Genomic DNA, 11,712 nt, shown 5'->3' on the forward strand with positions numbered 1-11,712 from the left:
ACGACGTCAGCCCTCGCCGAGCAGCTCCCGGCACACGTCGAGCAGCCGGACGCGGAGGGCCGCGCCGCGGGCGGCGAAACCGCGCTGCGCGGCCACGTACTCGGCCTTGCCCTCGGGGGTCTCGATGGCGACCGGCGTCCAGCCCAGCGCAGCCAGGTCGTACGGCGAGGCCCGCATGTCCAGCTCGCGGACGTCGGCGGCCAGGGCGAAGCAGTCGGCCAGCAGCTCGCCGGGCACCGCCGGGCTCAGCTTGTAGGCCCACTTGTAGAGGTCCATCGTGGCGTGCAGGCAGCCCGGCTGCTCCAGCTGCGCCTGGGTGTCCCGGGTCGGCGTCAGCGTGTTGCGCGGCGCGCCGGCGCGGGTGAAGAACCGGTACGCATCGACGTGGCTGCACTGCACCTTGTGCTGCTCGACGACCGCGTCGGTGCCGGCCTGGCCCAGCCGCAGCGGCAGCTGCTCGTGCCGCACCTCGCCCTCGCCGGGGCGGTAGAGCATCGCCCACTCGTGCAGCCCGAAGCAGCCGAACTGCGCCGTCCGGCCGGCCGTCGCCGACAGCAGGCCGTGCACCCAGCCGATGGCGACGCGGCGCCTGGCCAGGAACGCCTCGACGTCGACGGCGACCCCGCCGGGCACCTCCGCGTAGAACGGCCAGGCCAGCCGGGCGCGGGCGGCGTCACCGGTGAGCACCGTGCCCACGCCGGGGTGCCAGCGGCGCAGCCGCCCGGGCGGCTCGGAGTAGTAGGTGAAGAGGAAGTCCCAGACCGGGTGGGCGACGCCGTCCCGGCGGCGCTGCTGGTGCGGCACCACCCAGGCGTCGACCCGTGCCTGGTGGGCGGCCTCCCGCGCCGTCCACTCCGCCGGGGCCAGCACTGCGGGCGCGGGGGAGAGGACGGACGGCACCGGACCAGCGTAGGCGGGGCCCGTCGGCACCTCGGGGCCATGACACGTGTCATCGCCGACCCGTGCGGGCGGGCGGGGAAGAGGTGCGGCTGGACACCTGTGCCGGGGCCGCGGCGGCGGCACCGTGGGGAGTGCGTCCGGACGACCGGCCCACCCCGGGTCGGCGGCGCACCGAGGAGGCCGACCGTGCACCCCACCGCCCCGCCCGTCACCCGGGCGACCGAGACCGCGCCCGCCGTCGAGGTGCGCGACCTGCGCCGCAGCTACGGCGACTTCGAGGCGGTCCGCGGGATCTCCTTCGAGGTTCAGCCCGGCGAGGTGTTCGCCCTGCTGGGCGTCAACGGCGCCGGCAAGACCTCCGCCCTGGAGGTGCTGGAGGGCCTGGCGCCGGCCGGCGGCGGCAGCGTGCGGGTGCTCGGCGCCGACCCGGTGCGCGAGCGGGCCCGGGTGCGCCGGCACCTGGGCGTGCTGCTGCAGTCCAGCGGGCTGCCCGGCGACCTGACCGTGGCCGAGACGCTGCAGACCTGGGCGGGCACCCTGACCGCGCCGCGGCCGGTGGCGGAGGCGCTGGCCCAGGTGCAGCTCGCCGACCGGGCCGACCGCCGGGTGCGCAGCCTCTCCGGCGGTGAGCGACGCCGGCTGGACCTCGCCCTGGCGCTGCTCGGCCGGCCGCGGGTGGTCGTGCTCGACGAGCCGACGACCGGTCTGGACCCGGAGAGCCGGCGCCAGGTGTGGCGGCTGGTGCGCGAGCTGGTCGCCGACGGGGCGGCCGTCGTCCTCACCACCCACCACCTCGAGGAGGCCGAGGAGCTGGCCGACCGCGTCGCGGTGCTCCGCGCCGGGCAGATCGTGCTCGCCGGCACGCAGGCCGAGATCGCCGAGACCCAGCCGGCCACCATCCGCTTCACCCTGGACGACGACGCGCCGCAGCCGCCCCGGCCGGCCGCCGCCCAGGTCGTCACCGAGGGGCGGCGGATCGAGTGGCACACCCGCGCGCTGCAGCCGGTGCTGGCCGAGCTGCTGGCCTGGGCCGCCGAGCACGGGGTCGTGCTGCGCGCGCTGGAGGCGCGGGCCGCCTCCCTCGAGCAGGCCTTCCTCGCCGTGGCCGCCGGCACCGAGACCACCCCGTCCGCCTGACCCCGCTCTCCCGAGAGGACCACCCCCGTGACCACCACCCTCACCACCCCGACCACCACCGGCCCGAGCCGCGCCCGCCGCGTCGCCGCGCTGGCCCGCGGGGAGACCCGGCTCCTCCTGCGGAACCGGACCGCCGTCGTCAACTCGGTGCTGCTCCCGCTCCTGCTGGTGGCCGCCGTCCCGGCGATGGACCTCGGCGGCGACGTGCCGCTGGGCCCGCAGCTGCTGTCGACCGCGGTCGGAGTGACCCTGGTCTTCCTGACCTACTACAACCTCGTGTCGACCTACGTCGCCCGGCGCGAGGACCTGGTGCTGCAGCGGATGCGCACCGGGGAGCTGACCGCTCCCGAGGTGCTGCTGGGCACCGCCGTCCCCAGCCTGCTGATCTCGCTGGGCCAGGTCGTCGTCGTGGCGGTGGGTGTCGCCGTCCTCGGCGAGTGGAGCGCACCGGTGGAGTACCTGCTGCCGCTGGTCGCCGTCCTGCTGGGCACGGCCGTGATGACCGTGCTCGCCGCCGCCAGTACCCTGTTCACCCGGACGCCGGAGAGCGCGCAGATCACCACGCTGCCGCTGATGGTCGCGACCACCTCGCTGTCCGGCCTGCTGTACCCGATCAGCTCCTTCCCCGACTGGCTGTCCACCGTCGCCCGGCTGCTGCCGGTGACCCCGGTCATCGAGCTGCTGCAGCTCGGCCTGGCCGGCCGCACCTGGGACGGCGAGGTCGTGGACGCCGGCGGGGCCTGGGCCGCCGCGCCGCTGCCGCTGGCCGTGCTGGCCGGCTGGCTGGTGATCGGCGGGGTCGCCGCCCGGGGTTTCCGGTGGGCGCCCCGGCGGTGAGCCCGGCGCGGGTGGGTCGGTACGGCAGCATGACCGCCGTGCCGACCGTCTCGCGCTGGTGGAGCAGCCGCAGCGCCCCGCAGCGGATCGACCTCTACACCCGGTGGTCCTTCTACAGCTACCTCGGTGCCGGGCTGCCGTTGCTCGCCCTCGCCGTCACCGGCTCGGACCTCGAGGACGCCCGGGTGGCGGGCGTCCGGTCGTTCCTCGTCGGCTCGGTCGTCACCGCGGTCGCGGCGGTGGTGCTGGCGTCGCGCGGGCTGGCCGCGCACCGCACCGGTCAGCGGATCCCGGTCCGGACGCCGGGGCTCGCGCTCGGCGCGGCCGCGGTCACCGGCGCGCTCGGTGTGTGGGGGTTCAGCGCGGGGGCCGAGCCGGCGCCCGCGACCTCGTGGGCGATCGCGCTGCCGCTGGGCATGGTGCTCACCGCCGGCAGCACGATCTGGAGCACCCGCCAGCTCGCCGGGCCGTCGGTGCTGGTCGGGGTCCTGGCGGGCGCTGCCGCTGCGGTCGACGGCTCGGAGGCGGTCACCGCGGTGGTGGTCGGCGCGACCATCGCCGTCACGGTGTACGCCGTCGTCCTGGCCTTCCGGTTCTCCGTCTGGGTGCTCGACGTGGTGCTGGAGATGGACCGCACCCGCGGTGTGCAGCTGCAGCTGGCGGTGGCGGAGGAGCGGCTGCGCTTCGCCCGCGACCTGCACGACGTGATGGGCCGCAACCTGTCCGCGATCGCGGTGAAGAGCCAGCTGGCCGGCGAGCTGGTGCGCCGCGCGCGGCCCGAGGCCGCCGACGAGGTGGCCGACATCCACCGGATCGCCGAGGAGTCGCTGCGGGAGGTCCGCGAGGTCGTCCGCGGCTACCGCAGCACCGACCTCTCCAGCGAGCTGGCCGGGGCCCGCTCGGTGCTGCGCGCCGCCGGGGTGGCGTGCACGGTGCAGGGTGTGGACGACGCGGGCGCGCTGCCCGAGCCGGTGCAGGCCGCGCTGGGCTGGGTGGTGCGGGAGGCGGTGACCAACGTGCTGCGGCACAGCCGCGCGGCCGAGTGCGGGATCGTGCTCACCCGCGCCGACGGGGAGGTCCGGTTGACGGTGACCAACGACGGGGTGCCCGGCGACGCCGCCGGCACCGGGAGCGGGCTGGCCGGCCTGCGCGAGCGGCTGGCCGGGGCCGGCGGGACGCTGGACGCCGCGCGCCACGGCGACCGGTTCCAGCTCACGGCGACGCTGCCCACGGGGAGTGCCGGGTGATCCGGGTGCTGCTGGCCGACGACGAGAACCTGGTGCGCTCGGCCTTCGCCGCGCTGCTGGGGCTGGAGGACGACCTCGAGGTCGTCGCCCAGGCCTCCTCCGGGGCCGAGGCGCTGGCGATGGCCCGGGCGCACACCCCCGACGTCGCGGTGCTGGACCTGCAGATGCCCGACCGCGACGGGATCAGCGTCGCCGGGGAGCTGGCCACCGTGCTGCCGGGCTGCGGGCTGGTCATCGTCACCGGGCACGGCCGGCCCGGGCACCTCAAGCGGGCGCTGGAGGCCGGGGTGCGCGGCTTCCTGCCCAAGACGGTCAGCGCCGCGGTGCTCACCGACGTCGTGCGCACGGTGCACCGGGGCGGCCGCTACGTCGACCCGGAGCTCGCCGCCGAGGCGATCAGCGCCGGGGACAGCCCGCTCACCCCCCGCGAGGCCGACGTCCTGGAGCTCGCGGCCGGCGGCGCACCGGTCGAGGAGATCGCCGTCCGGGCGCACCTCTCGCCGGGCACGGTGCGCAACTACCTGTCCGCCGCTGCCACGAAGCTGGGCGCGGCGAACCGGCACGCGGCCGTGGAGGCCGCGCGCCGGCACGGCTGGATCTGAGTCAGCCGGCGGCGTTGCCCGGGCGGGTGACGTCCTCGTCCCGCTGCGCCTCGTCGTCGGTGACCAGGACGGTGTCCCGCTCGCCGCCGTCGCTGGCGTTGTCACCGGTCTGCCCGGCGATCAGGTTCTCGTCGGCATCGGCGGTGTCCGGGGACTCGCCGTAGCCGCTGGGGTCGGTGTCGCTCATCTGTCTCCTCGTGGCGGTGCGGTCAGTGGCGGTGCGGTCAGGACGGGTCGACGTCGACCTGCGGCCGGGTCGGTGTCCGGGCGGGCTGGTCGTCGGTGGCGTCGTCCCGGGCGATCGCCTCGTCGGCGGTGAGCGGGACGTCGGCGAAGCCGTCGGTGCCGCTGTCACCGTTGTCGCCGGTGCCCGAGGCGCTCGGGATGTCCTGCTGGATGCGGCCGCTGCCGCCGGGGTCGGTCATCGCTGGCTCCTCGTGGACGTCGTCCCCGGGCCATGCCCACCCACCCGCCCGACCATGCGATTGCGCCACGAAGGCCCGCTCCGGGGTCCGGAACGGGGCTCGATGGCGCAGTCGTGGGTCCTTTCTCAGAACGCGGCTTCGTCGACGTCCATCAGGGCGTTGTCGGTGTGCTCGACGATGAACCGCTCGCTGGTCAGCCGGGGCAGCACCTGGGTGCAGAAGAACCGGGTCGCGGCGAGCTTGCCCTCGTAGAACAGCCGGTCGGCCTCCGAGACCTCGCCGGACAGCGCGGCCAGCGCCACCTCGGCCTGGCGGACCAGCAGCCACCCGGTGATCAGGTCGCCGGCGGCCAGCAGCAGCCGGGAGGTGTTCTGGCCGACCTCGTAGAGCTTCCGGACGTCCTCCTGGGCCGCGGTGAGCTGGCCGAACATCGCCGTCAGCATGCCCTGGACGTCGGCCAGCGCGGTGGCCAGCAGGGCCCGCTCCTCCTTGAGCCGGCCGTTGCCGGCCTCGGCGGAGATCGTGCCCTGGACCTGCTCGGCCAGCCAGGTGAGCGCGACCCCGCCGTCCTTGACGATCTTGCGGAAGAAGAAGTCCTGGCCCTGGATCGCCGTCGTCCCCTCGTAGAGGGTGTCGATCTTGGAGTCCCGGATGTACTGCTCGAGCGGGTGGTCCTGCAGGTAGCCCGAGCCACCGAGGGTCTGCAGCGACTCGGCGGTGAGCAGCTGGGTGGCCCGCTCGGAGCCGAAGCCCTTCACGATCGGCAGCAGCAGGTCGTTGACCCGGGCGGCGAGCGTCGCCTCGGGGCTGCCGGTCGTGCCTGCGGCCTCGGCCTCGACGACCTCGTCGCGGAGGCTGGCGGCGTAGATGTACAGCGCCCGCATGCCCTCGGTGTAGGCCTTCTGCAGCATCAGCGAGCGGCGGACGTCGGGGTGGTGGGTGATGGTCACCCGCGGGGCGTCCTTGGCCGTCGCCGTGAGGTCGGCGCCCTGCACCCGCTCCTTGGCGTAGGCCAGCGCCTGCAGGTAGCCCGCCGAGAGGGTGGCGATCGCCTTGGTGCCGACGAACATCCGCGCGTACTCGATGATCTTGAACATCTGGGCGATGCCGTCGTGCACCTCGCCGACCAGCCAGCCCTTCGCCGGCACCGGGCCGTCGCCGAACGTCAGCTCGCAGGTGGTCGAGACCTTGAGCCCCATCTTCTTCTCGACGCCGGTGACGTACGCGCCGTTGCGCTCACCGAGCTCGCCGGTCTCGAGGTCGACGTGGAACTTGGGGACGACGAACAGCGAGAGCCCCTTGGTGCCCTGCTTCGCGCCCTCGGGCCGGGCCAGCACCAGGTGGACGATGTTGTCGCTGAGGTCGTGCTCGGCCGAGGTGATGAACCGCTTGACGCCGGTGATGTGCCAGGAGCCGTCGGGCTGCTGCACCGCCCGGGTGCGCCCGGCGCCCACGTCGGAGCCGGCCTCGGGCTCGGTGAGCACCATGGTGGCGCCCCAGCCCTTCTCGATCATCAGCTCGGCCAGCCGCCGCTGGTCAGGGGTGCCGAGGGAGTGCAGGGTGGCGCCGAAGGTCGGACCGGAGCCGTACATGAAGGCGGCCGGGTTCGCGCCCAGCACCATCTCGTAGGCCGCCCAGCGCAGCGCGACCGGCGCCCCGAAGCCGCCGAGGGACTCGGGGAGGTCCAACCGGAACCACTCACCGGCGGCCAGCGCCTCGTAGGAGCGCTTGAACGACTCGGGCAGCGTCACCGAGGAAGTGGCCGGGTCGAACACCGGCGGGTTGCGGTCGGCGTCGACGAAGGACGCGGCCAGCGGCCCCTCGGCCAGCCGGCGCACCTCGGCCAGCACCCCGCGGGCAGTCTCGGCGTCCATCTGCTCGAACGGCCCGGTGCCGAACCGGTCCTTGGTGCTCTGGAACTCGAACAGGTTGAACTCGAGGTCGCGGAGGTTCGCCGTGTAGTGGCTCATGGGGGAGTGCTCCCGTGCTCGGGCCGGTCGGACCACGAGCAGGTCGTACTCGCGGGTAACAAACCGTATTACCGACCGGTAACCACGGGCAAGCCTCCGCGCCGGGCGGTCACCCCGCGGAGCAGCAGCCAGGCCAGCGCGGCGCCGAGCACGGCGCCCACGGTGTTCATCGACCAGTCGTTGGTGTCGCAGGCGCGCCCCAGGGCGGGGGTCAGCGCCTGGACCGCCTCGACGAGCACCGAGGCGCCGGTGCCCGCGGCCAGCGCCAGAAGCGGGCGGCGGGTGGCCAGCGCGGCGAAGAGGACCACCGGGACCAGGAGCGCCACGTTGGCCAGCAGTTCCACGCTGCCCAGCGAGGGCAGGGAGAACTGGACGGCGCAGCCGACGCCGTCGCCGCGGCCCTTCGTCGACGGGACCAGGGTCAGCGCCACGACCGGCAGCGCGGCGAGCGCCACCAGGGTCCACAGCACCGGGCGGCTGCGCCGGGCCCGCAGCGCGAGGACGCCGACGACCGCGCAGGTCAGCACCACCAGCGCCAGGGCCAGCGGCACCAGGGCTGCGTGGTCGAGCAGGACGTCGGTGATCACCGGCCGGCCGGCGGCGGCGTCGGGTCGGCCAGCACGGCGGTCACCCTCTCACCGCGGCCGGCCCGCGGCGGCGTTGCACGCGTTCCCTGCGCGTCGCACGCGCTGCAGCACGGGCAACGCGCACGGAACGCGTGCAAGGGGAGCGGGGTCAGTCGTCCTGCGCGTCGGGCTCCGTCTCCTCCGGCGGGTAGACCGGGCCGGCCATGGCGTCCGCGTCATCGCCGTCGGGCGGGGAGAACTCGCTGCCCAGCGGGCCGGCCTCGTCCCGCGTGTCGGTCCGTGCGTCGTGCCGGGGTGTCGTCATGCGCCGATCCTGCCGCGCGCGGCGGACGGCGGCCAGCTCAGTCCGACAGGGCGGGGCCGGCCTCGTGGCGCGGGTGGCCGGCGGTGCGCTCGCGCTGCTTCATCCGGGCCTCGAGCACGTGCCGGTCGCCGTCGGAGAGATCGTCGCGGGCGCGCTGGTCGAAGGCGCGGAACGTCGTCCAGTACGAGGCGTCGAAGTCCTCGACGACCTGGAAGGTCCACCGGTCGGCGATCACGTTGCGGCCGACGAGGTCGCGCTCGAGGTCGTCGGCGAGCTCGGCGTGCCCGGCGTCGCGGAACTGCTGCACCGCGTCCTGGAGCAGCAGGTCGGCCTTGCCGGTGAGCTGGTGGAAGCCGTACAGCAGGCCACGGGCCTGCTCGACGGTCTCCAGGGACTCCGAGAGCTTGCCCAGGGCAGCCACGGTGTCGTCGTCGAGGTCGGGGCGGGAGCGGTCGGTCACGGGTCGATCCTGCGGGGGCGGGCGCCCGCCCGCACGGGGAGTCAGGCGGAGGCGGTGGCGGACGCGCCGGCGATGGCGGCGTCGATCAGGCGCTCGGCGAGCTGGCGGCCGTGCGAGGCGGGGCCGTCGGGGCCCAGCAGCCCGCCGGACAGGTACATGCCGTCGATGATCAGGTGCACCTGCGCGGCCAGGTCGTCACCGTGGCCCGGGACCAGCTGGTCGGCCAGCGACTCGAGGCGCGAGTGCAGCTCGAACTTGTAGTCGGCGGCGGCGCTGCGGGCAGGGTGCTGCGGGTCGTCGTACTCGCTGCTCACGTTGGTGAACGGGCAGCCGCGGAAGCCGGTGCGGGTGACGTCCTTCTCCACGGCGTCCACGACCGACAGCAGCGCCGAGCGCGGGTCGCCCTGCAGGCGCTCGAGGTCGGCGTCGATGTAGCCGAGCACGGTCGCGGCCTTGCGGGAGAGGTAGGCGCCGACGAGGTCGTCCTTGCTCTTGAAGAGCCGGTACACCGTCATCTTGCCCAGGCCGGTCTCGCGGACCAGCTCGTCCATCCCGACGCTGCGCGAGCTGCGGGCCGAGAAGAGCCGCTCGGCGGTGTCCAGGACGATCTCCTGGCGCTCTGCGCGGGAGCGGCGGGCCGGTGCGGACCCGTCCTCGGTCATGTGCAGGGGGAGAGCTGCGGCAGTCACGCGGCCGATGGTGCAGCACACCGTGACGGAGCGGTTCGCGGCACGCCGACCTTCCGACCACGCGTCGAGACCAAGCCGTTACGCAGGGAGAACCCCGGGACGGCGGGTGTCGGTGGTGCGCTTGGGGCGTCCGGCGGGCGACCCGGCTGGGGCTCCCGGGACGGGTCAGGCGCGGCGGACCCGTCGGGGGTTGGCGAGCAGCCGGATGACCGGCGGCTGGTCGGTGCGCGGCTCGCCGCCCTCGGGGCGGTGCGCGCTGTCGTCGTCCATCTGGTGCCGGCGGTCGTCGTCCTGCATGGGCCCAGCTTCCCCCTGGTCACCGGCTGTGAAACAGCCCCGGACAGGTGAACACCCGGGTGGGTGAGGAGACGTCGATCACGCGTCGGGCGAGCGGGGCGCACCCTTCCGGGGCTGGTGGGAACACCGACGCGGTCGTCGCCGCTCTCCGGGCGTGAGATCGTCGGTGGCGATGAACAGCCCTGCTCCCGGCCCGGTGCTGAGCCTGCACGGCGCCGGCATGTCCTTCGGCGAGCGGGTGCTCTGGAGCGGCCTGGACCTCGAGCTGCAGCCCGGTGAGTTCCTCGCCGTCCTGGGCCCCAACGGCGCGGGCAAGTCCACGCTGCTCAAGGCGGTGCTCGGGCAGCAGCCGCTCACCGCCGGCCGGCTGCTGATCGGCGGCCGCGACCCCGGGCGCGGGAGCGACCGGGTCGGGTACGTGCCGCAGCAGAAGTCGATGGACGCCGCCACCCCGCTGCGCGCCCGCGACCTGGTCGGCCTGGGCATCGACGGGCACCGCTGGGGCGTCCGCCGCCGCTCCGCCGACGAGCGCCGGCGGATCGCCGACGCCCTCGAGGCCGTGGGCGCCACCGGCTACGCCGACGCCCCGATCGGCCTGCTCTCCGGCGGTGAGCAGCAGCGGGTGCGGATCGCCCAGGCGCTGGCCACCGACCCGGACCTGCTGCTCTGCGACGAGCCGCTGCTCTCGCTGGACCTGCGCCACCAGCGGGCGGTCGCGGGCATGATCGACCGGCGCCGCCGCGAGCACGACACGGCCGTCGTCTTCGTCACCCACGAGATCAACCCGGTGCTCGACCTGGTCGACCGGGTGCTCTACATCGCAGGCGGCGGCCACCGGATCGGCCCGCCGTCGGAGGTGCTCACCTCCGCGACGCTCAGCGACCTCTACCGCACCCCGGTCGACGTGCTCAACGTGCGGGGCCGGGTGGTCGTCGTCGGGACGCCGGACGAGCCGGGTGGCTGCCAGCACCACGACCTCACCCCGGAGACCGCCGCACCGCGGGCCGGGGGTGCGGCCTGATGGACGGCCTCTTCGACTACACCGACTACGGCGCGCTGCTCGGGCTGGTGCACAACTCGCTGATCGCGGCCGCGCTGCTCGGCGTGGTCGGCGGCCTGGTCGGGGTCTTCGTGCAGGTCCGGGACATGCAGTTCGCGGTGCACGGGATCAGCGAGCTCTCCTTCGCCGGCGCCGCCGCGGCCCTGCTGCTGGGCGGCAGCGTCGCGCTCGGGTCGGTGCTCGGGTCGGTGCTGGCCGCGGCCCTGATCGGCGGGCTCGGCGTGCGCGCCCGCGACCGCAACTCGGTGATCGGCGTGCTGATGCCCTTCGGCCTCGGGCTCGGCGTCCTCTTCCTGTCCCTCTACGACGGCCGGGCGGCCAACAAGTTCGGCCTGCTCACCGGCCAGATCGTCGCCGTCGACACGGTGCGGCTGGGCTGGCTGGTGGGCGTCTCGGTCGTGGTGCTGGTCGGGATGGCCGTGCTGTGGCGCCCGCTGATGTTCATCAGCGTCGACCCCGAGGTCGCCGGCGCGCGCGGGCTGCCCGCCGGGCTGCTGTCGATCGCGTTCACGCTGCTGCTGGGCCTTGCGGTGTCGCTGGCCGTCCAGGTCGTCGGCGCGCTGCTGGTGCTCTCGCTGCTGGTCACCCCGGCGGCCGCGGCCTTCCGGGTGACCGCCTCGCCGGTGCTCGCGCCGGTCTTGAGCACCGTCTTCGCGGTGGTCTCCGCGGTCGGCGGGATCCTGCTGGCGCTGGGCAGCTCGATCCCGATCAGCCCGTTCGTGACCACGATCAGCTTCACGATCTACCTGGTCTGCCGGGTGGTGTCGGCGCGGCGGCAGCGCAGCGGCTGGGGCACCCGGCTCAGCGAGGACGTCCCGGCCGCGTCGCCGTCGCCGGCGTCGATCCCCTGAGGAGGCCGCTCGTGCCGATCCAGCCCGGCCGGACGTCGGTCCGGCCGCCCACGGCCCCGCCGCGCCGGCCGGGGCGGGACCGGTCCGAGACCGACCAGCAGGGGTCCGCGGAGCCGGTCACCGAGCCTGCACCCGATCCAGCCGAGGACTGATCAGGCGCCGGAGATCCGGTTCTCCGGGTCCACGCCCTCTGCGGCGGCCTGCTCGGAGCCCTCGGCGGGCTCGTCGGTGTGCGGCGTGCGGCCGCTCTCGTCCTGCCCGGGCGTGACGTCGCCCTCGGCCGGCTCGGTGGAGTGCGGGGTCTGGGACTCGTGCTCGCTCATGCCGTCCCCGTGCCCCGGTCGCC

Annotated in this window: 16 protein-coding genes; 6 read left to right on the top strand and 10 right to left on the bottom strand. The window is 74.9% G+C overall.

Going from position 1 to position 11,712, the window contains the following annotated elements; translation table 11 throughout:
* Positions 1-6: 6 nt before the first annotated feature.
* Positions 7-900, bottom strand: a complete 894-nt coding sequence (locus FHX36_RS17365) for a 3-methyladenine DNA glycosylase (protein ID WP_258373063.1) — start codon at positions 898-900, stop codon at positions 7-9.
* Between the two features lie 186 nt (positions 901-1,086).
* Between FHX36_RS17365 and FHX36_RS17370 the strand changes: the two genes are divergently transcribed.
* The 4 genes from FHX36_RS17370 to FHX36_RS17385 are packed head-to-tail and all read left to right on the top strand — an operon-like array spanning position 1,087 to position 4,723.
* On the top strand, positions 1,087-2,037 hold the full coding sequence (locus tag FHX36_RS17370) for an ATP-binding cassette domain-containing protein (RefSeq protein ID WP_183513946.1): 951 nt from the start codon (positions 1,087-1,089) through the stop codon (positions 2,035-2,037).
* A gap of 27 nt (positions 2,038-2,064) precedes the next feature.
* Positions 2,065-2,874 carry an ABC transporter permease gene (locus tag FHX36_RS17375; protein ID WP_110550246.1) on the top strand — a complete coding sequence of 270 codons (810 nt, stop codon included), beginning with the start codon at positions 2,065-2,067 and terminating at the stop codon, positions 2,872-2,874.
* A gap of 38 nt (positions 2,875-2,912) precedes the next feature.
* A complete protein-coding gene (locus tag FHX36_RS24015; protein ID WP_181428586.1) occupies positions 2,913-4,121 on the top strand; it encodes a sensor histidine kinase in 1,209 nt (402 codons plus the stop codon).
* Positions 4,118-4,723 (top strand): response regulator transcription factor, encoded by a 606-nt coding sequence (locus FHX36_RS17385; RefSeq protein ID WP_110550244.1) that lies wholly within the window; start codon positions 4,118-4,120, stop codon positions 4,721-4,723. Before FHX36_RS24015 ends, FHX36_RS17385 begins: the two co-directional genes overlap by 4 nt.
* Position 4,724: 1 nt before the next feature.
* Here FHX36_RS17385 and FHX36_RS17390 read toward each other — a convergent pair whose 3' ends face one another.
* The 8 genes from FHX36_RS17390 to FHX36_RS23640 form a co-directional block, all read right to left on the bottom strand.
* Positions 4,725-4,910: a hypothetical protein gene (locus FHX36_RS17390; RefSeq protein WP_110550243.1), complete on the bottom strand. Its 186-nt coding sequence runs from the start codon at positions 4,908-4,910 to the stop codon at positions 4,725-4,727.
* Positions 4,911-4,947: 37 nt separating this feature from the next.
* The gene (locus FHX36_RS17395) at positions 4,948-5,148 is read right to left on the bottom strand and encodes a hypothetical protein (protein WP_110550242.1); all 201 of its coding nucleotides are present in this window, start codon (positions 5,146-5,148) and stop codon (positions 4,948-4,950) included.
* Between the two features lie 125 nt (positions 5,149-5,273).
* Positions 5,274-7,118, bottom strand: coding sequence for an acyl-CoA dehydrogenase (locus FHX36_RS17400; RefSeq protein WP_110550241.1), 1,845 nt, complete (start codon positions 7,116-7,118; stop codon positions 5,274-5,276).
* A gap of 68 nt (positions 7,119-7,186) precedes the next feature.
* Complete coding sequence (locus FHX36_RS24020; RefSeq protein WP_110550240.1) at positions 7,187-7,705, bottom strand: VanZ family protein; 519 nt, start codon at positions 7,703-7,705, stop codon at positions 7,187-7,189.
* 148 nt (positions 7,706-7,853) lie between these two features.
* The gene (locus tag FHX36_RS17410) at positions 7,854-8,009 is read right to left on the bottom strand and encodes a hypothetical protein (RefSeq protein WP_181428585.1); all 156 of its coding nucleotides are present in this window, start codon (positions 8,007-8,009) and stop codon (positions 7,854-7,856) included.
* A 37-nt stretch (positions 8,010-8,046) separates the two neighbouring features.
* Positions 8,047-8,469: a hypothetical protein gene (locus FHX36_RS17415; protein WP_110550239.1), complete on the bottom strand. Its 423-nt coding sequence runs from the start codon at positions 8,467-8,469 to the stop codon at positions 8,047-8,049.
* Between the two features lie 41 nt (positions 8,470-8,510).
* Positions 8,511-9,158, bottom strand: coding sequence for a TetR/AcrR family transcriptional regulator (locus FHX36_RS17420; RefSeq protein ID WP_110550254.1), 648 nt, complete (start codon positions 9,156-9,158; stop codon positions 8,511-8,513).
* 165 nt (positions 9,159-9,323) lie between these two features.
* On the bottom strand, positions 9,324-9,455 hold the full coding sequence (locus FHX36_RS23640; RefSeq protein WP_258372545.1) for a hypothetical protein: 132 nt from the start codon (positions 9,453-9,455) through the stop codon (positions 9,324-9,326).
* A gap of 172 nt (positions 9,456-9,627) precedes the next feature.
* Here FHX36_RS23640 and FHX36_RS17425 point away from each other — a divergent pair, with 172 nt between their 5' ends.
* Both FHX36_RS17425 and FHX36_RS17430 read left to right on the top strand, forming a co-directional pair.
* Entirely contained in the window at positions 9,628-10,476 is an 849-nt protein-coding gene (locus tag FHX36_RS17425) for a metal ABC transporter ATP-binding protein (RefSeq protein WP_110550253.1), read from the top strand.
* On the top strand, positions 10,476-11,366 hold the full coding sequence (locus FHX36_RS17430) for a metal ABC transporter permease (RefSeq protein ID WP_110550238.1): 891 nt from the start codon (positions 10,476-10,478) through the stop codon (positions 11,364-11,366). The genes FHX36_RS17425 and FHX36_RS17430 overlap by 1 nt, the downstream gene beginning before the upstream one ends.
* A gap of 152 nt (positions 11,367-11,518) precedes the next feature.
* On the opposite strand, the gene FHX36_RS17435 is transcribed toward FHX36_RS17430, so the two are convergent.
* Entirely contained in the window at positions 11,519-11,689 is a 171-nt protein-coding gene (locus FHX36_RS17435) for a hypothetical protein (protein WP_181428584.1), read from the bottom strand.
* Positions 11,690-11,712: the final 23 nt, after the last annotated feature.

The organism is Modestobacter versicolor, assembly GCF_014195485.1.
In the GTDB taxonomy this organism is placed as follows: Bacteria; Actinomycetota; Actinomycetes; order Mycobacteriales; family Geodermatophilaceae; genus Modestobacter; species Modestobacter versicolor.

Excerpts from the sequence above, each read along its gene's own strand:
- FHX36_RS17390 (WP_110550243.1), bottom strand. The coding sequence starts at position 4,910 with ATGAGCGACACCGACCCCAGCGGCTACGGCGAGTCCCCGGACACCGCC.
- FHX36_RS17395 (WP_110550242.1), bottom strand. The coding sequence starts at position 5,148 with ATGACCGACCCCGGCGGCAGCGGCCGCATCCAGCAGGACATCCCGAGC.
- FHX36_RS17400 (WP_110550241.1), bottom strand. The coding sequence starts at position 7,118 with ATGAGCCACTACACGGCGAACCTCCGCGACCTCGAGTTCAACCTGTTC.
- FHX36_RS17410 (WP_181428585.1), bottom strand. The coding sequence starts at position 8,009 with ATGACGACACCCCGGCACGACGCACGGACCGACACGCGGGACGAGGCC.
- FHX36_RS23640 (WP_258372545.1), bottom strand. The coding sequence starts at position 9,455 with ATGCAGGACGACGACCGCCGGCACCAGATGGACGACGACAGCGCGCAC.
- FHX36_RS17425 (WP_110550253.1), top strand. The coding sequence starts at position 9,628 with ATGAACAGCCCTGCTCCCGGCCCGGTGCTGAGCCTGCACGGCGCCGGC.
- FHX36_RS17430 (WP_110550238.1), top strand. The coding sequence starts at position 10,476 with ATGGACGGCCTCTTCGACTACACCGACTACGGCGCGCTGCTCGGGCTG.
- FHX36_RS17435 (WP_181428584.1), bottom strand. The coding sequence starts at position 11,689 with ATGAGCGAGCACGAGTCCCAGACCCCGCACTCCACCGAGCCGGCCGAG.